This window comes from Janthinobacterium sp. SUN100, assembly GCF_030397705.1.
Lineage (GTDB): Bacteria > Pseudomonadota > Gammaproteobacteria > Burkholderiales > Burkholderiaceae_D > Janthinobacterium > Janthinobacterium kumbetense.
The window spans coordinates 637,862-657,307 of record NZ_JAPUBU010000002.1; the positions used below are offsets into that span (position 1 = coordinate 637,862).

Annotated in this window: 21 protein-coding genes; 11 read left to right on the forward strand and 10 right to left on the reverse strand. The window is 65.0% G+C overall.

Features of this window, described 5'->3' with window-relative positions; translation table 11 throughout:
* Nucleotides 1–16: 16 nt before the first annotated feature.
* Nucleotides 17–670 carry a hydrolase gene (locus O0881_RS15085; protein ID WP_251350751.1) on the reverse strand — a complete coding sequence of 218 codons (654 nt, stop codon included), beginning with the start codon at nucleotides 668–670 and terminating at the stop codon, nucleotides 17–19.
* A gap of 215 nt (nucleotides 671–885) precedes the next feature.
* On the opposite strand from O0881_RS15085, the gene O0881_RS15090 reads away from it, so the two are divergent.
* The gene (locus O0881_RS15090) at nucleotides 886–1,128 is read left to right on the forward strand and encodes a hypothetical protein (protein WP_289911972.1); all 243 of its coding nucleotides are present in this window, start codon (nucleotides 886–888) and stop codon (nucleotides 1,126–1,128) included.
* Between the two features lie 16 nt (nucleotides 1,129–1,144).
* On the opposite strand, the gene O0881_RS15095 is transcribed toward O0881_RS15090, so the two are convergent.
* Nucleotides 1,145–2,848: a methyl-accepting chemotaxis protein gene (locus O0881_RS15095; RefSeq protein ID WP_289911973.1), complete on the reverse strand. Its 1,704-nt coding sequence runs from the start codon at nucleotides 2,846–2,848 to the stop codon at nucleotides 1,145–1,147.
* Between the two features lie 291 nt (nucleotides 2,849–3,139).
* Here O0881_RS15095 and O0881_RS15100 point away from each other — a divergent pair, with 291 nt between their 5' ends.
* The 6 genes from O0881_RS15100 to O0881_RS15125 all read left to right on the forward strand — a co-directional run bounded on the left by O0881_RS15100 (nucleotide 3,140) and on the right by O0881_RS15125 (nucleotide 7,882).
* Entirely contained in the window at nucleotides 3,140–4,510 is a 1,371-nt protein-coding gene (locus O0881_RS15100) for a DEAD/DEAH box helicase (RefSeq protein WP_099664857.1), read from the forward strand.
* 237 nt (nucleotides 4,511–4,747) lie between these two features.
* Entirely contained in the window at nucleotides 4,748–5,548 is an 801-nt protein-coding gene (gene otnI / locus O0881_RS15105; protein ID WP_251350756.1) for a 2-oxo-tetronate isomerase, read from the forward strand.
* A gap of 88 nt (nucleotides 5,549–5,636) precedes the next feature.
* Nucleotides 5,637–6,455: a hypothetical protein gene (locus O0881_RS15110; protein ID WP_289911976.1), complete on the forward strand. Its 819-nt coding sequence runs from the start codon at nucleotides 5,637–5,639 to the stop codon at nucleotides 6,453–6,455.
* Entirely contained in the window at nucleotides 6,440–6,901 is a 462-nt protein-coding gene (locus O0881_RS15115) for a hypothetical protein (protein ID WP_099664860.1), read from the forward strand. The genes O0881_RS15110 and O0881_RS15115 overlap by 16 nt, the downstream gene beginning before the upstream one ends.
* A gap of 83 nt (nucleotides 6,902–6,984) precedes the next feature.
* Nucleotides 6,985–7,401: a VOC family protein gene (locus O0881_RS15120; protein WP_289899228.1), complete on the forward strand. Its 417-nt coding sequence runs from the start codon at nucleotides 6,985–6,987 to the stop codon at nucleotides 7,399–7,401.
* Nucleotides 7,402–7,510: 109 nt separating this feature from the next.
* Nucleotides 7,511–7,882 (forward strand): TraR/DksA family transcriptional regulator, encoded by a 372-nt coding sequence (locus O0881_RS15125; protein ID WP_251350759.1) that lies wholly within the window; start codon nucleotides 7,511–7,513, stop codon nucleotides 7,880–7,882.
* Nucleotides 7,883–8,062: 180 nt separating this feature from the next.
* Here O0881_RS15125 and phbB read toward each other — a convergent pair whose 3' ends face one another.
* Complete coding sequence (phbB, locus tag O0881_RS15130; RefSeq protein ID WP_289911978.1) at nucleotides 8,063–8,809, reverse strand: acetoacetyl-CoA reductase; 747 nt, start codon at nucleotides 8,807–8,809, stop codon at nucleotides 8,063–8,065.
* 232 nt (nucleotides 8,810–9,041) lie between these two features.
* On the opposite strand from phbB, the gene O0881_RS15135 reads away from it, so the two are divergent.
* Together O0881_RS15135 and O0881_RS15140 are read left to right on the forward strand one after the other, a co-directional pair.
* Nucleotides 9,042–9,362 (forward strand): hypothetical protein, encoded by a 321-nt coding sequence (locus O0881_RS15135; RefSeq protein WP_150130844.1) that lies wholly within the window; start codon nucleotides 9,042–9,044, stop codon nucleotides 9,360–9,362.
* Nucleotides 9,363–9,448: 86 nt separating this feature from the next.
* Nucleotides 9,449–10,315: a universal stress protein gene (locus O0881_RS15140; RefSeq protein ID WP_289911980.1), complete on the forward strand. Its 867-nt coding sequence runs from the start codon at nucleotides 9,449–9,451 to the stop codon at nucleotides 10,313–10,315.
* A 21-nt stretch (nucleotides 10,316–10,336) separates the two neighbouring features.
* Here the strand turns inward: O0881_RS15140 and O0881_RS15145 are convergent, their stop codons facing one another.
* From O0881_RS15145 to O0881_RS15175, 7 genes are all read right to left on the reverse strand, one after another.
* Entirely contained in the window at nucleotides 10,337–10,696 is a 360-nt protein-coding gene (locus O0881_RS15145) for a hypothetical protein (RefSeq protein WP_077401630.1), read from the reverse strand.
* A gap of 196 nt (nucleotides 10,697–10,892) precedes the next feature.
* Nucleotides 10,893–11,459, reverse strand: coding sequence for a glycine zipper domain-containing protein (locus O0881_RS15150; RefSeq protein WP_099664866.1), 567 nt, complete (start codon nucleotides 11,457–11,459; stop codon nucleotides 10,893–10,895).
* A 126-nt stretch (nucleotides 11,460–11,585) separates the two neighbouring features.
* The gene (locus O0881_RS15155; protein WP_289911981.1) at nucleotides 11,586–12,329 is read right to left on the reverse strand and encodes an amino acid ABC transporter ATP-binding protein; all 744 of its coding nucleotides are present in this window, start codon (nucleotides 12,327–12,329) and stop codon (nucleotides 11,586–11,588) included.
* Nucleotides 12,326–13,018: an amino acid ABC transporter permease gene (locus O0881_RS15160; protein ID WP_289911983.1), complete on the reverse strand. Its 693-nt coding sequence runs from the start codon at nucleotides 13,016–13,018 to the stop codon at nucleotides 12,326–12,328. The genes O0881_RS15155 and O0881_RS15160 overlap by 4 nt, the downstream gene beginning before the upstream one ends.
* Nucleotides 13,018–13,695, reverse strand: coding sequence for an amino acid ABC transporter permease (locus tag O0881_RS15165; protein ID WP_289906489.1), 678 nt, complete (start codon nucleotides 13,693–13,695; stop codon nucleotides 13,018–13,020). The genes O0881_RS15160 and O0881_RS15165 overlap by 1 nt, the downstream gene beginning before the upstream one ends.
* A 20-nt stretch (nucleotides 13,696–13,715) precedes the next feature.
* On the reverse strand, nucleotides 13,716–14,546 hold the full coding sequence (locus O0881_RS15170) for a transporter substrate-binding domain-containing protein (RefSeq protein ID WP_289911985.1): 831 nt from the start codon (nucleotides 14,544–14,546) through the stop codon (nucleotides 13,716–13,718).
* A 259-nt stretch (nucleotides 14,547–14,805) separates the two neighbouring features.
* The gene (locus O0881_RS15175; RefSeq protein WP_289911987.1) at nucleotides 14,806–16,944 is read right to left on the reverse strand and encodes a beta-lactamase family protein; all 2,139 of its coding nucleotides are present in this window, start codon (nucleotides 16,942–16,944) and stop codon (nucleotides 14,806–14,808) included.
* 178 nt (nucleotides 16,945–17,122) lie between these two features.
* Between O0881_RS15175 and O0881_RS15180 the strand changes: the two genes are divergently transcribed.
* Nucleotides 17,123–18,760: a sensor histidine kinase gene (locus O0881_RS15180; RefSeq protein ID WP_289911988.1), complete on the forward strand. Its 1,638-nt coding sequence runs from the start codon at nucleotides 17,123–17,125 to the stop codon at nucleotides 18,758–18,760.
* Nucleotides 18,757–19,446, forward strand: a complete 690-nt coding sequence (locus O0881_RS15185; protein WP_289911989.1) for a LytTR family DNA-binding domain-containing protein — start codon at nucleotides 18,757–18,759, stop codon at nucleotides 19,444–19,446. The genes O0881_RS15180 and O0881_RS15185 overlap by 4 nt, the downstream gene beginning before the upstream one ends.

Here is a 19,446-nt window from a genome sequence, read left to right on the forward strand (position 1 = left end):
CGATATCAATAAAATCTCAATGGCCTTCGCTGGCATTGAACATGGATTTGGCGTAGATCAAGCCCAGGCCATAGCCGCCGCCGTGCGCCACGGCCGTCGCCACCGTCTCGTTGTAGGTCTCGCCGCGGGCCCAGTCGCGCTGCAGTTCCAGCAAGTATTGCACGGACGTCATCGGCTGCGCGCCCGCCTGTATCATGCGCTGCATGGCCATCGCATGCGCTTCGTCGGAGACGTCGCCGCTGGCGTCGGCGATCACGTACACGTCAAAACCCTGTTCCAGCGCCGACAGCGCGGGGCCGACGATGCACACGGACGTCCACAGGCCGGCCAGCACGATCTTGCCCTTGCCGTAGCCATTCACCTTGTCGGCGATGCGCGCATCTTCCCAGGTATTCATGCTGGTGCGGTCGATGGGCGCCTGTTCCGGGAAGACGGACTGGATTTCGTCAAAAATAGGGCCGGAGAACGATTTGGCCGCCACCGTCGTCAGGATCGTCGGCACCTTGAATTCCGCGGCCGCCTTGGCGACCAGGGCCGCATTGTTGCGCAGCAAGGCCAGGTCGATGGAGCGCGTGGCGAACGCCATCTGCGACTGGTGGTCGATCATGATCAGGGTATGGTCGTTCGGGGTCAGCAGTTTTTGGGCGGCTTGGGCGGTAGCGATAGGCATGATGTTTTCCTCAGTGAAAATAATTGAATATCAAAGTAGTGGTATCCGGCCCGCACAATCTTGCGCTTTCCTTCTTGCGCTGCCATGTTGCGTGTCAGTGATAGGCAGTATGCACGCACAAAAAGGAAAACAAAAACGGAAAGAATGCCAAGCTATATTCGATTTTTTCGATGATATAAAATAAGCGCACCGCAACCAATCGCACGGAGGAAAACATGGGATTTGAATTCAGGATCGCGGCCAGCCTGACGGCCGGCCAGCGCCAGCACATCGAACAGCTGCTGGCGGCGCTGCCGCAAGCGGCCGACGGCATGCCCGGCACGGACACCAGGCTGACGGAGGCCGGCCTGTATGTATGCCAGTACCTGCGCCCGGAACCGTGGCACGGCCTGGACGCCGTGCGCGCCTGGCTCGATGCGCAGGGCGTGGACTACGCCGTCGCGGAGGTCGACGACTAGGCTTGCGGCGCTCGCCCTAGAACTCGTCCCACGCATCGTCCTCCGGACGCTGTTTCCTGGCTGAAACTTGCGGCGCATGGGGCTGCGCCCCCTTGGCGGGCAGGCGGACGGCGGCGCGCGCCGCCTTGAGCGGCACTGGACGGCGCGCGGCGGGACGGGACGCCAGCGCCGGCGTGGCGGCCGCCTGCGCCGTCTTGAACACGGCCACGGCGTCGGCCAGGCGGGCCGCCTGCTCCTGCATGGCTTCGGCCGCCGCGGCCGCCTCTTCCACCAGCGCAGCGTTTTGCTGCGTCACCTGGTCCATCTGGCCGATGGCCCGGTTGACTTGCTCAATGCCGGAGCGCTGCTCGTCGCTGGCGGCCGAGATATGCCCGACGATGCTGCTGACCTTGTGCACGCTGTCGACGATCTCGTGCATCGTGCGGCCCGCCTCGTCGACCAGGCGCGCGCCGCTCTCCACCTGTGCCACGGAATCGTTGATGAGGGCCTTGATTTCCCTGGCGGCACTGGCCGAACGTTGTGCCAGGTTGCGCACTTCCGTGGCGACGACGGCAAAGCCGCGTCCCTGCTCGCCCGCCCTGGCCGCTTCCACGGCCGCGTTCAAGGCCAGGATATTCGTCTGGAAAGCGATGCCGTCGATCACGCCGATGATGTCGACGATCTTGCGCGAGGAATCGTTGATCGAACCCATGGTGTCGACCACCTGCGCCACCACCGCGCCGCCCTTGCCCGCCACGGACTCGGCCGACGCGGCCAGTCCATTGGCTTCGTGGGCGTTCTGCGCATTCTGCTGGACCGTGCCCGTCAGTTCTTCCATCGACGACGCCGTCTCTTCCAGCGAACTGGCTTGCTGTTCCGTGCGCGCCGACAGGTCGAGGTTGCCCGAAGCGATCTGGCGCGAAGCCGTGGCGATGGTTTGCGTGCCGCTGCGCACCTCGGTGACGATGCGCAGCAGGCTGGCAGTCATGTCCTGCAAGGCCTGCATCAGCTCGCCCGTCTCATCCTTCGAGCCCACCGCCACCGGCACCGTCAAGTCGCCTTGCGCCACCTGCCTGGCCACCTCGATGGCCGAACGCAGGGGCCGGCTGATATTTCTGGCCAGCCACATGGCGATCATGCCGGCCAGCAACACGGCCACCGCGCCGCCGCCCAGCAAGACCCAGCGCGTCTGCGCCTGCGAACGCTGCGCCAGCAGCGCCGTTTCCGCGTCGCCCACTTCCTTCAGCAACGCGCGCATGGCGTCCATGCCCTGCTTGCCCCGGCCCTCTTTTTCCAGCGCCAGCACGGGTTCGATGGGGGCCGTGCCCTGCGCCACGGCGCGCCGCAGCGCGATCACGGGGTCGAGCGCGCCGGCCAGCCAGGCTTGCTGGGCGGCATCGAGTTTCGCCAGGCGTTGCTGCTGGACAGGATTGTCGCTGGTCAAGGCGCGCGTCTTGTCGAGGTGGCTGCGAAACGAAGTCTTGCCCACGGTGTAGGGTTCCAGCGACGCCTCCGCGCCCGTGATCACGTAGCCGCGCTGCCCCGTTTCCATATTGATCAGGCTTTCCAGGATGGCGTCATTTTCCCCGAGCACCTGGTAGGTGTGGGTATTGATGGCGTTGGCATCGGCCAGTTTCGAGAAATTCAAGGTGGCCACTGCGACCAGGACGGCCAGCAGCAAGGCAATGGCGCCGAAGCCGCCGTACAGGCGGGTGGCGATGCGAAGGTCGGCAATGCGCATGGTATTCCTCCAGGAACAAGAACCCCGGCAGCGCGGCGATCCCCCCGCGCAAGGGGTGCAGGCGGGAATTCTACCCAGATTTACGCCAGGGCAGCGCGCCCTTGCCGCATTTTTCTTTACTTGCGGCATTGCAAACCTGAAACAAAACAGGCGCGTTTTTGCCATGCTGTTATACTTCGCGTGTGCGGCACATATGACCAGTCCCCTTGCCGCTGTCTTTCGACCCCTAATCTGATTGCCTGCGACTGGCGCCCCACGATGGCGACAGGCCGATCTCACAATAAAGTTACCATGTCCTTTTCCTCCCTCGGATTGTCCGACGCTATCGTACGTGCCGTTACCGAACACGGCTACACCGTGCCGACCCCGATCCAGTCGCAGGCGATTCCCGCCGTGCTGGCTGGCGGCGACTTGCTGGCCGGCGCACAAACCGGTACCGGCAAGACGGCCGGCTTCACCCTGCCCGTGCTGCACCGCCTGTCGACCGACGCCAATGGCGCGGCCATCACCAGCAACACTTCGACGCGCCCGATCCGCGCCCTGATCCTGGCACCGACGCGCGAACTCGCCGCGCAGGTCGAGGAAAGCGTGCGCGCCTACAGCAAGTACACGAAATTGAACTCGGCCGTGATCTTCGGCGGCGTCGGCATCAACCCGCAAATCAAGCAACTGAAACATGGCGTCGACATCCTCGTCGCCACGCCGGGCCGCTTGCTAGATCATATGGGCCAGGGCACCGTCGACCTGTCGAAAGTGGAAATCCTGATCCTGGACGAAGCCGACCGCATGCTGGACATGGGTTTCATCCGCGACATCAAGAAAGTGCTGGCCGTGCTGCCGCCAAAACGCCAGAACCTGCTGTTCTCGGCCACGTTCTCGGAAGAGATCAAGGCCCTGGCCGACGGCTTGCTGAACAAGCCGGCCATGATCGAAGTGGCGCGCCGCAATTCGACCGTGGAAGTGATCAAGCAAAAGATCCATCCCGTCGACCGCGACAAGAAGCACCCGATGCTGTCCTACCTGATCAAGTCGAACAACTGGACGCAAGTGCTGGTATTTACGCGCACCAAGCATGGCGCGAATAAACTGGTCGAGCAACTGGGCGCGGACGGCATCGGCGCCCTGGCCATCCACGGCAACAAGAGCCAGTCGGCACGCACGCGCGCGCTGTCCGAGTTCAAGGATGGCACCCTGCAAGTGCTGGTCGCCACCGACATCGCCGCGCGCGGTATCGATATCGACCAGTTGCCGCACGTCGTCAACTACGACTTGCCGAACATTCCGGAAGACTATGTGCATCGTATCGGCCGCACGGGCCGTGCCGGCGCCAAGGGCGAAGCCGTGTCGCTGGTTTGCGTGGATGAGCACGAAATGTTGAAAGACATCGAAAAGCTGATCAAGCAAACCCTGCCGCGCGAAGTCATCGAAGGCTTCGAGCCGGACCTGAACGCCCGCGCCCAGCCTGTGCAATTGCGCAGCGGCACCGGCGGTCACCGCAACAACAGCCGTGCGCCAGCGGGCGCCGTGGTGCGCGTGAAAACGGGCGGCAGCGGTGCCAAGCCACGCAGCGCCGGCCCATCGGGCGGCGGTGGCGGCGGCAACCGTTCGGGCAATGCGCCGCGTTCGGCGGCGAACCATCGCTCCGGCGGCCGCGGCCGCTAATACACGGTTGCAAACCTACTGCGCGGGGCGCTATCGATTCTCCGTTGCGCGCCGTACTTCAGTACGGCTGTGCTACTCGAACCGATATCACTCCCGCTCGCTACGGTTTTCAACCATGTATTGAACGCAACGCTAAAAACCGTTCCAGGACTTGCTTCTGGGACGGTTTTTTTATGCACGCCACCATTTGCCGATTTGGGCTAGGATAGTGTCCATCATCCTCACCTGCGTGCTGCCATGCCGAACTTCGCTGCCAACCTCAGCATGATGTTTACCGAACTGCCCTTCCTGGACCGCTTTGCCGCCGCCAGGGAAGCGGGCTTCGATGCCGTCGAATTTCTTTTCCCCTATGCCGTCGAGGCGCGGCAGATCGCCATGCGGCTGGAACGCCACCAGCTGCATCTGGCCCTCTTCAACTTTCCGCCCGGCGACTGGGAACACGGCGAGCGGGGCATCGCCTGCGATCCGCGGCGGGGCGAGGAATTCCGCGGCAACGTGCAACTGGCGCTCAATTACGCGCTGGCGCTGGGGGCGAAGCAGTTGCACTGCATGGCCGGCATCGTGCCGCCCGGCATGAGCCTGGAGCGGGCGCGGCAAAGCCTGATTGCCAACCTGCAATATGCGGCCGACGCCTGCCGTCCGCATGGCATCAACGTGCTGATCGAGCCGATCAACCGCTACGACATGCCCGGTTACTTCCTGAACCATAGCCAGCAGGCGGCCGACATCATCGCCGACTGCCAGCGCGGCAATGTCTTCCTGCAATACGACATTTATCACATGCAGCGCATGGAGGGTGAACTGAGCAACACCATCCGCGCCCTGCTGCCGCTGATCCGCCACATCCAGATCGCCGACACGCCGGGCCGCCACGAACCGGGCACGGGCGAGATCAACTACCGCCATCTGTTCAAACTGCTGGACCAGGTCGGCTACGCAGGCTGGGTCGGCTGCGAATACCGCCCCGCCAGCGACACCGTCGCGGGACTGGGCTGGCGCGAACAATTGACGGGCACAGCGGGCACGCTGGGCGCCTGATCGCAGCGCGCTTGCGCCCGCACAAGGCGGCCGGCGCAAGCCGGCACGACAATACCTTTCCATACAGTATTTCCTGTCGAGAGGTGCCGTGTCCACCCTGCCCGCCCGCCATCGCCGCGCCCTTTGCCTGAAGCTGTGCCTGAGCCTCTTCCTGGCTGCCGCGCTGTGCGGCTGCGCCACCGCGCGCCCCGAGCTGGCGCAAGTGCGCGCCCTGGCTGCCGGCACCGATGCCTTGACCGCCTTCAACGAACTGGCGCAGCGCCACGTGGACACTTACCAGCGCGCCCGCCCCTATCTGTCGCCGGCCGAAGACGCGCGCGAGCGCCTGCTCGATGCGCAGCGCCGCGCCGCACAGGCGGACGTGGCGCGTTTGGCGCAAGCCGTGCGCCTGTACCTGCAGGCACTGGGCCGGCTGGCCGATGCCGATGCGTATGACGTGCAGTCCGAACTGGCCGGCGCCGGCGCCGCCATCCGCGCCTGGCCGGGCAGCGGCATCGACGACCGCCATGTCAGCGCCTACACCTTGTTGCTGCAGCAACTATCGCGCCTGGGCGGCGCGGCCGGCCAGCAGGCGCACCTGGCACAAGTGCTGCACGAGGGCGATGCGCCGCTGCAAGCCCTGCTGGCCGCGCTCGACAGCTTGCTGGCGCTGTACGACAAAAGCGGCGACAACGAACGCGACATGGTGCTCGGCTTGCTCGACGTGGAAATCGCGTATGCGGACACGCCGCAGCAGCGGCTGCTGGCCGTGCTGGCGAAAAACATGCAGCAAAGCAAGATCGAGGAATACCGCCTGGCTGGCCTGCGCCATACCCTGGCGCGCCGGCAACTGGCGGCACTGGGGCGCGAACACGCCCAGCTCGCCGCCGCCCTCACCACCACGGAGGCAAGATGGACGGATCGGTAGGCAGCGAACGCCGCGAAGCGGCTCTCAGCAGCGCCATGCGCGTCGAGCAATTGGCCGACAGCCTGTCGCAGGCGGCCGTCACCTTGCACGGCGCCGTCATGCGCGCCATCCGCAAGCGCGCCAGCCAGGGGGGAAATGGCATCAGCCTGAGCCAGGCGCAAGCCGTCTTCGCCCTGGAAGTGGCCTTGCGCCAGCAAGCCAACCAGCTGTATGCCGATGCGGCCGGGCACACGGTGGCGGGACTGGAAACGGCGCAGCGCCAGCTCAGCGGCCTGCTCGACACGGTGCGCCTGCGCATCGCCCGCAACGACGACGTGCGGCATTGGATCAGCCTGGCGACGAGCTTGTTGCACCTGGGAAGCGCCGTTCTCGCCGGCAATCCCGAGCGCATCCTCGGCGCCCTGGGCAAAGTGCGTGAGCGGCTGCAAGAGATGGCGCCGGACTGATTGAAATCGGCTGGCAAGCGCCTATACTGGGACGTCCCCGCCTGGCAATCGTGCCTGCGGGACGATGACCAGAGGAGACCAACATGCGTATCGAACCGTATTTGCAATTCGATGGAAACTGCGCGCAAGCGCTGGAATATTACCGCCAGCACCTGCATGGCAGCGACCTGTGCCTGATGCCGTATCGGGGCTCGCCGGCCCAGGAGCAAGTCAAGGAAGACTGGTACGACAAGATCATGCACGGCTCCGTGCAGCTGGGGCCGACCATGCTGATGGGCTCGGACGGCGGCTGCGACGAGGGCGCCAAGGGCATGAGCGGCAGCGCGATTTGCCTGACCGTCGACACGCCGGAAGAGGCGGAACGGGCCTTCGACGCGCTGGCGCGCGACGGCACCATCCAGATGCCCCTGGCGGAAACATTCTGGGCCAAGCGCTTCGGCATGCTGAAAGACCAGTTCGGCGTCGCCTGGATGATCAACTGCCTGAAAGAACCAGCATAGAACGGCCGCTGCCAGCCTGCGCCGCGTCAAACGCGGCGCGGGTGGTAGCGCAAGCAGAGTCGCCCATCCTGGACTACCATATAGGACAGACTCTTAACGGGTGATGGCCATGAATGGATTGCCGCAAGACCAGCTGCAGCGCCTGCAGGGCGTGCTGGAGCAACGCAAGCTGGCGTTGCTGGAACAGATCGAGAATGAAGCGGCCGAAGCGGACGCGCGCGCCTCGCTGCTCAATGAAATCGAAGCCTCACCGGCCGACAACGCCAGCGTGCGCACCTTGAACGCCCTCGTCAGCGAAGCGGCCGAACACAACGTGGCGCAGCTGGCCATCATCAAGCACGCGCTGGCCAAGTTTGCCGACGGCAGCTACGGCCTGTGCGACAACTGCGGCGAAGCCATCGGCCTGTCGCGCCTGAATGCCCGCCCCGAAGCACGCCTGTGCATCGATTGCCAGACGCGACTGGAAAAAGCCCAGCGCTAGGCCGGGCAGCGGTGCCGCATGTCACCAGCCGTTGCAGCATGACAAAGGGCAAGGCATCACTGCCCTGCCCCCTGCTTTCCTTCCTTGCTGCTGCCTTGCGTCCCCCGCCAGCTTCTGTGCGCCGGCTGGGTGGACGGGTCTCCTCTACTGCCATTGCCCTCCTGCAAGCTGCCAGCTTGCCTAACTCATGTGCTGCCCGCCATTGATGGCGATATTCGCGCCCGTGACGAAGGCCGCCTCGTCGGACGCCAGGTAAGCGACCAGGGCCGCCACCTCGTCCGGCTCGCCCAGGCGGCCCAGGGGAATCTGCGGCAGGATCTTCGTTTCCAGGATATCGGCCGGCACGGCCGTCACCATCTGCGTGCGCAGGTAGCCGGGCGAGACCGTGTTGACGGTGATGCCGTGGCGCGCCACTTCCAGCGCCAGCGCCTTGCTGAAGCCGTGCACGCCCGCCTTGGCGGCCGCATAGTTGCACTGGCCAAACGCGCCCTTCTGGCCATTGACGGACGAGATATTGATGATGCGGCCCCAGCGGTTGGCCAGCATCGGTTCGAGCACTTGCTTGCTCATGTTGAACAGGCTGTCGAGATTGGTGCGCATGACCTCGGCCCAGTGCGGCAATTCCATCTTGCGCATGCTCTGGTCGCGCGTGATGCCGGCGTTGTTGACCAGCACGTCGATCCGGCCGAACTTTGCCAGCACGCTTGCCACGGCCTCGCTGCAGGCATCGAAATCGCTCACGTCGAGGGCCAGCGGGTGGAAATAATACTGCTGCGCCTGTTGTTCGTCGAGCCAGCTGCCCACCCGCGCATTGCCCGGCGTATGCGCGGCCACGACGGCAAAGCCCGCCGCATGCAGGCGCCGGCACAAGGCCGTGCCCAGGCCGCCCATGCCGCCCGTGACCAGTGCTACCTTTTGTTCCTTCATTGCTGTCTCTCCCCGCTTGTTATGGTTGTTCTGCGTGGGATCAAGTGTAGGTGGCACTTTTGAAGCGGGCATTGCGCCAGATCAAAGGCTGAGCCTGCGTATTGCAGCGTCCGTCTGCGCTGCATCCATGCAGAGACAATTATCAAAATTATACTCCTCAAAGAGGTGATGGCACCTCGACAGGCAAGTCGTGCAAACCTTGCTTGACGGTAGGATTCACAGGGAGAACGCGATGGAAATCCAGGACGACACAGAAGCATTGAGGGACTTGTTCAACGATATCAATCCCGGCATGAGCGACGTGGAATCCGTGCATCAGGCGGAGCTCGATCCACAGCATGCGCTGGCCTTGATGGCCAATCCGAAAGCGGCGCTGAAAGCCATGGGCATTCCCGTCAGCGATGCCTCGCAAGTGCAGGTGACGATGAAGAACCGCGCCAGCCGCGCCATGCTGGAGGTGGCGCAAAAGGCGGCGCAATTGCGGCGCGTCATCGTCATCGTGATTCATTACCGCAACTGCGACGCCGACATCATCATCATCGCCATGAGCTGAGGCAACAAGCACCGGCCGCAGTCGTGCGCGGCCGGCACCCGGGACTGTGCCAGAATGGCCACTACTGCACAGCGAGAGGACAGGCCATGACCTACAAGACCGTATTGCTCCACATCGACGACAGCGCCGGGCGCGCCGCCCGCATCGACGCGGCGGCCAGCATCGCCCAGGCGTGCGGCGGCCACCTGACGGGCGTGACGCTGACGGGCGTGTCGCGCCTGCTGTACCAGAACCAGCCCGACCTCGATGCGGACCCGAACCTGAGCTTGCACCTCAATTTTCTGCGCGAGCGGGCGACGCGCGCCCTCGACGGTTTCGAGGCGCAGGTGCGCGCGGCCGGCGTCGCTTCGTTCGAACAGCGCGTGCTCGACGACGAGGCGGCGGGCGGCATCAGCCTGCTGGCCCGCTATGCGGACCTGGTCGTCATCAGTCAATACAATGCCAGCGATAGATCGCCGTCCGTGATGCGCGACTTTCCCGCCTATGTGCTGCTGCATTCGGGACGTCCCGTGCTGATCGTGCCGTATGCGCCGCCGCTGCCCCGGCTGGCGCCGCCGGCGGCCGCGCGCAATGTGCTCATTTCCTGGAACGCCAGCAAGGAAGCGAGCCGCGCCGTGAGCGCCGCCCTGCCCCTGCTGCAGCGCGCCGGACAAGTCCACGTGGCCATCTTCGACGCCCAGGTACATACCGCCGAGCACGGCGAACAGCCGGGCGCCGAACTGACGCACTACCTGGCGCGCCACGGCGTGGAAGCGCGGCTGCATTTGCTCGATGGCGGTGGCGTGCGGCGCGGCGATATCGGCGAAGCGCTGCTGTCGCAGGCGGCCGACCTGTCGGCCGACTTGCTGGTGATGGGGGCGTATGGCCATTCGCGCCTGCGCGAAACCATCCTGGGCGGCGTCACGCGCACGATCTTGCAAAGCATGACGATCCCCGTGCTGATGGCGCACTAGGCGGGCGGACTGATGGCAGGACTAGCCGCCCTGCCAGGGCTGGCTGCGGATCTTCGCCACCTGGCGCTGCGCCAGCCACTGCCACAGCTGCAGGGCCGCGTCCTGCGGCAGCGCCGACATGTGGCGCGGCGTGGCCAGGGCGATTTCACAATCGCGGTCCGACCATTCCTCGAAAGTGACTTCGCCTCCGCTAGCGACCTCGACCTGATACATCAAGCCATCGTCGTAGCCAAAGCGCAACAGGACGGCGGCCGGGCTGCCGTCCGGCGTGACGGCGCCGCCGCGGTACACCTCGGCCAGCGCATCGGCCAGCTGTGCCGGCGAGGGCGCGCAGATGTCGCGCCCATCGGCCCGTGTCAGAATGAACCATGCCTGTGTCATGACGCGCCCTCCTATCCATACTCGTTAGCATGCGAGGCAAGTACTACGGGCAGTCACCTTGGTCCAGTGTCACTTCGGGCGCGCGGAAACTATCCCTGTCGGCATTGTTTACCAATAATTACTAATACTAACAAGGATCATACCTAAATTTCATGCAGCGCGGAATTTATGCATCTTGCGCCACAGAAGCGCCAATTCACGCCACCAGCACGGGAATGCTGAGCGGATCGAAATCATGCCAGTCGCCATTGGCGATCGTGCCTTCCGCTTCCTCGATATGCTCGGCGCCCAGCCGGTGCAGCGCCTCGAGCGCCCGTTCGCGCTCGTCGAGGCCGCCCAGCGCGACGGCGATCAGCATGCCCGGATGGCGTGGCTGGCGGCGGTTTTCACCGTTGTCTTCGCCATTCTTCTCGGCTTCGCCCGCTTCCTTCATCTTGTTGAAACTGTAGAGCGAGCCCACGTGGGCGCCCACCAGCGCCCCGACGACCGGACCCAGCGGCCCTGTCGCCAGGGCGGTGGCCGCGCCGATACCCGCGCCCAAGGCGGCCCCGACGGCCACGCCTTCCACCACGCCCTCCGGCGTTTCCTTCGCGCCCGGCGACATGTCGCGGTCGCCGCCCAGCGCGTGCAGATCATGCTGCCCCGGCTGGTTGACAAAAAAGGCGCTGATGCGGCTGTCGGAAAAGCCCGCCTGGTTCAGCGCGGCGCGCGCGACGTCGATCTGCTCCTGCAACTGAAAATGACCTGCGATGATGCGTGACATGATACGGCCCTCCTCGTCGGCTGCTGGCGCACCATGCGCCGCCTCGATAGCGTGCGCCAGACAACGCCAGGATACCGTTCGCTTACGCACACAGCCGCTTACTCCCATGCCCAATCATATGCTCACTCAAGCAGACGCGCTGAAGGGGCTGCGGATATCCGACAGGAATTGCTGCGCGCGCGCATGTTGAGGCCGCGCAAAGAAATCCTCGGGCGCGGCCCGTTCCAGCACTTGCCCGTGATCCATGAACCACACGCGGTCCGCCACTTCGCGCGCAAAGCCCATTTCATGCGTCACGCACACCATCGTCATGCCGCCCTGCGCCAGGTCGCGCATCACTTGCAGCACTTCGCCCACCATTTCCGGGTCCAGGGCGCTGGTCGGTTCATCGAACAGCATCAGCGGCGGCTGCATGGCCAGCGCGCGGGCAATCGCCACGCGCTGCTGCTGCCCGCCCGACAGGGCCGCCGGCATGGCGCACGCCTTGTGCGCGAGGCCCACCCGTTCCAGCAGGGCCAGCGCCCGCTCTTCCGCTTCCTTGCGGCTCAGGCCGCGCAAGCGCTGCGGCGCCAGTGCGCAATTGTCCAGCACGGAAAGGTGCGGAAACAGGTTGAATTGCTGAAAGACAAAACCGATATGCGAACGGAAGGCGTTCACGTCCAGCCCCGGCGCGTGGATGTCCTGGCCCGCCACCGTGATGCGGCCCGAGGCGATCGGTTCCAGCCGGTTGATGGTGCGGATCAGGGTGGACTTGCCGGAACCGGACGGCCCGCACACCACCAGCACTTCGCCCTTGGCGACGTGTTCATTGATGCCGCTCAAGGCGTGATACTCGCCATAGTATTTGTTGACGTTGTCAAAGGTAATCATGCAGCCGCTTTCAAGAGTCGCGCCTGGCGCCGCTCAAGCCAGAAGGCGGCGCGCGACAGGCTGAAACATAAAACAAAGTACGTCATGCCCAACAAGAAATACACTTGCATGGGTTTCGTCAGCACCAGGCCATTGACTTGCGAGGCGATGAACGACACTTCGGCCAGGCCGATGATGGTGCCGAGCGAGGTTTCCTTGATGGTCGAGACGAACTGGTTCACCAGCGAGGGCAGCATGTGGCGCAGCGCCTGCGGCAGCACCACCGTGCGCATGCTGTCCAGATAGTTCAAGCCCAGCGAACGGGCCGCCTCCACCTGGCCGCGCGGCACGGCTTGCACGCCGGCGCGCACGATTTCCGCCAGATAAATGCCGTCGAAGATGACGAGGGCCGCCAGCATGGTGCCGAATTGCCCGCTTTCATGGCCGGTGATGCTGGGCAGGAAGAAATACGCCCAGAAGATGACGAGCAGCAAGGGGATGCCCCGCACCACGTGGATCAGCGCGGCGACGGGCCAGCGCAGCAGGCGCCAGGGACTCAGGCGCGCCAGCCCCAGCAGCAAGCCGAATGGCAGGCTGAGCGCCAGCGCCAGGCTGGCCAGCAGCACCGTCAGCGCCAGGCCGCCCAGCGGCCCCTCGGGATAGCGTCCCACAAGGAAATACAGCCAGTAATCGTGGATCAGTTCCAGCATCAGGATACCTTCTTTTGCAGCAAGGCCGCCAGGCCCGCGATCACCAGCGAAACGGCCAGATAAGCCACGCTGGCGAAGACGAACGCTTCCACGCTGCGGAACGAGGCCGCTTCCACGCGCTGCGTCTGGTACATCAGCTCAGCCACGCCGATGACGGTGGCGATGCTGGTGTTTTGCCACAGGTTCAGGGTTTGCGACAGCAGCGGCGGCGCGGCCAGGCGCAAGGCTTGCGGCACGATGCACAGGCGCATGGTGGCGAGAAAGCCGAAGCCCAGCGCCCGGCCCGCCTCGAATTGCTGGGCAGGAATGGCGCGGATGCCGCTGCGGATGTCTTCCGCCATGTAGGCGGCCGTATATAAAGTCAGGGCCGTGACGGCACTGACGGCTTCGATATTGCCGGCATACAAGCGCTCCTTCCAGGCGTCGGGCAGCAGTTCGGGCGCGCCGAAATACCAGAACAGGAAGTGGGCCAGCAAGGGCACGTTGCGGATCAGCTCGACATACGCGGCGCCCAGCCCGTTGAGCAGGCGCGACGGCGCCAGGCGCAGCATGGCCACGCCGCACGCCAGCGGCAGCGACAACAGCAAGGTGATGCCCATCAGTTGCAATGACAGCAGCAAGCCGGACAGCAACCAGTCGCGGTAGTCGCCGGCCAGCAAAAAATTCAGATCAAACATGCGGAAGAGTCAGGCAAGGTTCAGGCGTCGATCTTGTCCGATTCAATTTTAAATGTGCGTTTCTGGAATTTCACATTGCTCGTCGGGCCATACCATTTGAAGAACAGTTTTTCCGCCTCGCCCGACTTTTCCAGCTCCCGCAGCACCTTGTCGACGGCGGTTTTCACGCCCGTCTCGCCCTTGCGGATGCCGAAGGCAAACACTTCCTGGCTGATGTTTTGCGGCAGCACAATGTAATCCTTTTGCGCGGCGCCCAGCTTGGCGTAGTTGTTGAGCAGGGATACTTCATCGTCGACATAGCCAACGCCCTTGCCTTGCTGCAAGCCCAGATAGGCCTGGCCCGCCGTCTCGAACGTCACCACGTCCACGCCGGGCACGGCCTTGCGGATATTCGGTTCCTGCGTGCCGCCCTTGACGGTCAGCACTTTCTTGCCGGCCAGGCCAGCGACCGTCGTGATATTGCTGCTTTTTTTCACCAGTACGCGCTGGCCCGTGTAAAACGTGGACAGGGAAAAATCGACCAGCGCTTCGCGTTCCTTGTTGTGCGTCAAGGATGCCGTCAGGATATCGATGCGGCCCTGCTGCAGTTCCGGAATGCGGGCAGCCACGGCCAGCTGCTTGATCACCGGCTTGACGCCCAGGCCCTGGGCGATGGCGCGGCACAGGTCCACTTCATAGCCGACCAGCTGGCGCGACTTGGCGTCGATAAAACTGTTCGGCTCGTCCGTGCCCAGGGTGCCGCAGACCAGCTCGCCCTTCGCCTTGATGGCGGCCAGCTGATCCGCTTGCGCCACCTGCGTGAAGGCGATGGAGGTGAAAAGAAGCGCGGCGAAGTGTAGGCGGGTCTGCATGAAATTCCTCTGGTGGACAATGAATGCCGCCATTAGACCGCAGCGCTCTTATTTCCAAAAAGGAATCTTTTCACCCTTGCTTATGCAGAATTCATCTAAGAACACCTATCAAAACCTACTGCGCGTCGTAATTTGCGGTCTGCGATGCTCACTGGCTCGGCGCCCCCGTACCTTCGTACAGTTGCGCTTCTCAAGCCAACGGGGGCGCCGAGCCTTACTTCCGCTCGCTACGGTTTTGTTAGGTGTTGTAAGGCGTCATCTAAGGCGCCAGCGCCTTCGTCTCGCCGCCGAGGCGGATGATCGCCGCCCTGGCCCCCACGGCGCCCGGATAGCGGGGGTCGAGCTGCAGCGCCTGCCTGTACGCCTCGAGCGCTTGCGGGCGCAAGCCTTGCTCCACATAAAACTCGGCCAGGCTGTCCTGCAGATTCGCGTCGCGCGGATGCAGGCTGGCGGCCGCCTGCAGCACGGCCATGCCTTGCGCCACGGCGCCGCTGCCTTTCAAGCGGTACGCTTCCCCGTTCAGCGCCGCCGGACTGGCCGCGCCCAGCGGGTCGCGGGCCAGCGCCAGGCGCAGGGCCGCGAGGGCGGGTTCCGTCTTTCCGGCGCGCAACAAGGTCAAGCCGTGCAGCGCATGCGCGCGGTCGCTGAGCGGATACAGTTCCACGGCCAGACGGCTGGCCGCCAGCGCCGCGTCCGCCTCGCCGCGCGCGGCCGACGCTTGCGCCAGATCAAGCAGTTCGGGCACGAAATCGGGATAGGCGCGCTGGCCGCGGAAGGCCGTGCGCAACCGGCTATCCAGGGCGGCGATGGATGCCGAGGCGGGTGCGGCCGGCCAGGCGATGGCGGCCGTGCGGTCCCAGCTGGCGGCCAGGGCCACGATGGCTTGCTCGAAGGCGGGATCGAAACGGGGCACGGTGCCGGCCTTTGCATCTTGCGACAAGCGGATATAGTCGCGCGCAAACGCCAGCGCGCCGCCGCGCGAGTAGGTATTCAGGTCGACGCCCGATGCGCGCAAGGCCCCGGCCATGCTGGCGCCGGCCACGAGAAACACGCGGCCGCCCGCGGGATGGCGGGCCGCCTCGATGTAGGCGCGCGCCGCCTGGGCGTCGGGCGCCAGCGCCTGGCGGTTGATGTGCGTGAAGGCTGCGCGCGTGGCGGCCGCATCGGCATACGCCTGATCCGTGCGTTCGGCGTAGGCCCGGCCCTCCTCGAACAGGCCTTGCGCCACCTGGTAGGCGCGCTGCGCGCCCGCGTCGGCGATATACGTGTTCAGCTGCCACGGTTCACCCGTGACCACTTCGAACAGGCGCTGCACGAAGGCCTCGGGATTGACGCGCTCGAGATTGGCGGCGACGGCGATGGTGAGCTTGCGCGAAGGAAAGCTGTACAGGTAGGTAACGGTTTCCGGCTGCTGGCCGCCGTGGGCGATGGCGTAGCGCCCGCCCGTCGGCAAGATTTCCCAGCCCATGCCGTAATTCGTCAAGCGGCCCGCGCGCGTGGCCATCGGCTGCACCATGGCGGCCACGCTGGCCGCCGACAGGATCTTGCCTGCGTGAACGCCCCGGCCGAAGGCCAGCATGTCGGGCACGCTGGCGCGCGTGCCGCCGGCCGAAAAGCGGCTGCTGATGTCGACGAATTCCGAATTCTTCAACTCCTTTCCGGCCAGCCGGTAGCCGCGCACGCGGTGCGCGATCACGGCGTCCGGGTCGTCCATCACGGTGGCGTCCATGCCCAGCGGCCCCCACACGTGGCGCCGCATGTAGCCGCCATAGCTTTCGCCCGAGGCGGCCTCGATGACGGCGCCCAGCAAGTTGTAGCCATAGCTGGTATAGCGGAAGCGCGTGCCCGGTTCGGCGATCAGGTCGAACTGCTCGAAGACGGCGATCGACTGACGCGTATCCTTGTGTTCCTTGAAATGCTGCTCGACGCGGCTATCGCGGTAGGCGTCGATGCCGCCCAGGTGGCCCAGCAGCTGGCGCACCGTCACGGGAAACGGCTTGACGGGGAAATACGGCACATAGGTTTGCACGGGCGCATCCAGGTCGATCTTGCCCTGTTCGACCAGTTGCAAAATGGCCACCGCCGTCATGGGCTTGGTGACGGACGCCAGCCGGTAGCTGGACTGGGCCGTGGCCGGCACGCGGTTTTCCAGGTCCGCATAGCCATAGCCTTTTACCCATTCCACATCGCCCTGGCTGAAACCGACGGTGACGCCCGGAATGCGCTCCGTGGCCATGCGCCGGGCCGCCCAGCCGTCGAAATCGGCCAGGCGCGCGGCCAGCGCGGCGGAAGGAGCAGCGGGTAAAACAGAGGAAGAGGCGGAAGCGGCCTGCGCCACGCCGCAGAACAGCGCCAGCGCGCTGGCGAAACCGTAGTATTTGCTGCTTTGCATAGTCATGATTCCATGGTGAGGGCCGTGTGCACAGCACGGCGCTAATGCATGGTAAGTGTCTTTCACACGCCGTTGGCGGGCCGTGCACGAAATGCACGTGGCCCGCACGAACGGCACCGGCGTCGATAAAAATGTTGCAAAGGAGTAGCAACGGGGTAGCATATGAGCAGCTACAATGCCCGCCATGCCCTCCCTCTTCCGCTACCTGTTGCTGTGCTGCCTGGCCTTGCCCTCTTTCGCCTGCGCCATGCATCCGCTCTCGCTGGACGACGGCTGGCGCACCTGCGGCAACACGGCTTCCGCGCCCGCCTCGCTGCAGCAGCTGGTCCGGCCGGGCCAGCTGCTGTGCGTCGAGCGCGATGTCGCCCTGCCCGCCACGCCGTCGTCGACGCAATTGCTGGTGCTGTCGGCGCTGGCTTCCAGCGAGCTGTGGCTCGATGGGGTCTTGATCGGCAGCAATGGCCAGCCGGCCCGCCAGGCCAGCGGGGAACGCGCGGGCGACGTCGATTTCGCCCTCCACCTGAGGCCGCAGCAATTGGCCATGGGCACGCACCACCTGCGCCTGCTGCTGTCGACGCAGCAGGTGCCGGCCCACCTTGCATCGCCATTCTATGCGCTGTACCTGGTCGACCGGCAAGATTACCGCGCGGCGCTGGCCTGGTACCGGTTGCCGCCACTGCTGCTGGCCGGGGCGCTGGGCGCCGTCGCCCTGCTGTTTCTCGCCTTGACGGTACTGTACCAGCGACAGCGGCACTGGGCCATGTTTGCGGCGCTGTGCCTGGCGGCGGCGCTGCTGCTGGTGGCGGAACTGTGGCGCAGCTTTGCCGGCTATGCCTATCCCTCGCACATGCCGCGCCTGTACGCCGTCAGCGCCCTGACCTGGCTGTTTTCCGCCTTGCTGCCCCTGTATTTTTATACGGCTTACCGCCTGCCCCGCTGGCCGCTGGCGGCGGCGGTCCTGCTGGCGGGCATCGCGCTGGCCGGCGCGCTGCCCACGCATTTCGACGCGCGCTGCTGGCTGATGTTTCTGACGGGCCTGGCGGCCAGCCTGGCGCTCAACCTCGGCGCCCTGTGGCGCCGCCTGCCGGGCAGCCGCGGCGGCACCTTGATCGCGCTGGCGTCGTGCGCCCTGTTCCTGCTGACGGGCAGCCAGTTTGCCGAAGGCGGCTTCGCCCTCGTCGTGTGCTTCCTGCTGCTGCCTGTATGCGCGCAATTGCTGGCGCAGCTATTGCGCGAACGCAGCAAGGCGGCGCGCGCCCAGCAGCTGGAAAACCAGCTCTTGCGCAAAAGCATGCAACCGCACTTCCTGATGAATTCCCTCAGCCTGATCAGCGAACTCAACGCGCAATCGCCGCAAGCGGCCGAAACCTTCATCGAGGCGCTGGGGGCCGAATTGCGCATGCTCAACGAATTCGCGCAGCAGCCCAGCATTGCCCTGACGCAGGAACTGGCCCTGTGCGAGAATTACCTGAGCATCATGGGCACGCGCCTGCAGCAGCCGTGCCGCCTGCAGCTCGACGGCGAGGCGGCGGGCATCACCGTGCCGCCCGCCCTGTTGCTGACGGCGCTGGAAAATGCGTTCAGCCACAACCGCTACCGCCACGGCGCGGCCTTTATCCTGCGCATCGCACAACATGCGCAAACGCAAATACTTACCTTGCTGCTGCCCGAAGGCGAGGCGCGCCCCCATGCGGGCAGCGGCGTGGGCGAACAGTACATCCGCGCCAGCCTGCACGCCGTGTTCGGCGATGCGGCCAACTATGCCAGCGCACAGCAAGCAGCAGGCTGGCGCCTCACCTTTACCTTGCCGGCGGCGCCATGAATGTGTTGATACTGGAAGATGAACCGCTGATCGCGCAAGGCCTGGAACGCGAAGTGCGCGCGCATTTCGGCGCGCGCCTCGGCAATCTCGTGCTGCATGACAATGTGCCGCAAGCGCTGGCCGCCCTGGCGCAGGAGCAGATCGACTTGCTGCTGCTGGATTTGAACCTGCACGGCGCGAACGGCTATGATTTGCTGCGCCTGGCCGCCGATGCGCGCTTCCAGACCATCATCGTCTCGGCCCACGCGGAACGCTCGATCACGGCCTTCGAATTCGGCGTGCTCGATTTCGTCGCCAAGCCCTTCAGCCGCGAACGCCTGCACAAGGCGCTGCAACGCTATACGGGGCGGCACACGGAAGCGGCCTCGCTGGCCGTCAAGAAACGGGGGGCGCTGGAATGGATCGCCATGGCCGACATCGACCACGTGCAAGCCGATGGCCACTACAGCAATATCGTGCTGTGCAGCGGCGAGCAGTGCTTTCACGACTTGCCTATCGACAAGCTCATGGCCCTGCTGCCGCCCCACTTCCTGCGCGTGCACCGCTCCTACATCGTCAACAGCCTGGGCTTCAAGCGGCTGCAGATCGGCGCGGGCGGCAAATACGCGCTCGACACGCAGACGAGCACGGGCATCCCCGTGTCGCGCAGCAGCTATCCCGCGCTGAAACAGCGGCTGCTGGGCTGA

Coding starts and splice junctions, on each gene's coding strand:
- O0881_RS15085 (WP_251350751.1), bottom strand. CDS start 670: ATGCCTATCGCTACCGCCCAAGCCGCCCAAAAACTGCTGACCCCGAAC.
- O0881_RS15090 (WP_289911972.1), top strand. CDS start 886: ATGGGATTTGAATTCAGGATCGCGGCCAGCCTGACGGCCGGCCAGCGC.
- O0881_RS15095 (WP_289911973.1), bottom strand. CDS start 2,848: ATGCGCATTGCCGACCTTCGCATCGCCACCCGCCTGTACGGCGGCTTC.
- O0881_RS15100 (WP_099664857.1), top strand. CDS start 3,140: ATGTCCTTTTCCTCCCTCGGATTGTCCGACGCTATCGTACGTGCCGTT.
- otnI (WP_251350756.1), top strand. CDS start 4,748: ATGCCGAACTTCGCTGCCAACCTCAGCATGATGTTTACCGAACTGCCC.
- O0881_RS15115 (WP_099664860.1), top strand. CDS start 6,440: ATGGACGGATCGGTAGGCAGCGAACGCCGCGAAGCGGCTCTCAGCAGC.
- O0881_RS15120 (WP_289899228.1), top strand. CDS start 6,985: ATGCGTATCGAACCGTATTTGCAATTCGATGGAAACTGCGCGCAAGCG.
- O0881_RS15125 (WP_251350759.1), top strand. CDS start 7,511: ATGAATGGATTGCCGCAAGACCAGCTGCAGCGCCTGCAGGGCGTGCTG.
- phbB (WP_289911978.1), bottom strand. CDS start 8,809: ATGAAGGAACAAAAGGTAGCACTGGTCACGGGCGGCATGGGCGGCCTG.
- O0881_RS15135 (WP_150130844.1), top strand. CDS start 9,042: ATGGAAATCCAGGACGACACAGAAGCATTGAGGGACTTGTTCAACGAT.
- O0881_RS15140 (WP_289911980.1), top strand. CDS start 9,449: ATGACCTACAAGACCGTATTGCTCCACATCGACGACAGCGCCGGGCGC.
- O0881_RS15145 (WP_077401630.1), bottom strand. CDS start 10,696: ATGACACAGGCATGGTTCATTCTGACACGGGCCGATGGGCGCGACATC.
- O0881_RS15150 (WP_099664866.1), bottom strand. CDS start 11,459: ATGTCACGCATCATCGCAGGTCATTTTCAGTTGCAGGAGCAGATCGAC.
- O0881_RS15155 (WP_289911981.1), bottom strand. CDS start 12,329: ATGATTACCTTTGACAACGTCAACAAATACTATGGCGAGTATCACGCC.
- O0881_RS15160 (WP_289911983.1), bottom strand. CDS start 13,018: ATGCTGGAACTGATCCACGATTACTGGCTGTATTTCCTTGTGGGACGC.
- O0881_RS15165 (WP_289906489.1), bottom strand. CDS start 13,695: ATGTTTGATCTGAATTTTTTGCTGGCCGGCGACTACCGCGACTGGTTG.
- O0881_RS15170 (WP_289911985.1), bottom strand. CDS start 14,546: ATGCAGACCCGCCTACACTTCGCCGCGCTTCTTTTCACCTCCATCGCC.
- O0881_RS15175 (WP_289911987.1), bottom strand. CDS start 16,944: ATGACTATGCAAAGCAGCAAATACTACGGTTTCGCCAGCGCGCTGGCG.
- O0881_RS15180 (WP_289911988.1), top strand. CDS start 17,123: ATGCCCTCCCTCTTCCGCTACCTGTTGCTGTGCTGCCTGGCCTTGCCC.
- O0881_RS15185 (WP_289911989.1), top strand. CDS start 18,757: ATGAATGTGTTGATACTGGAAGATGAACCGCTGATCGCGCAAGGCCTG.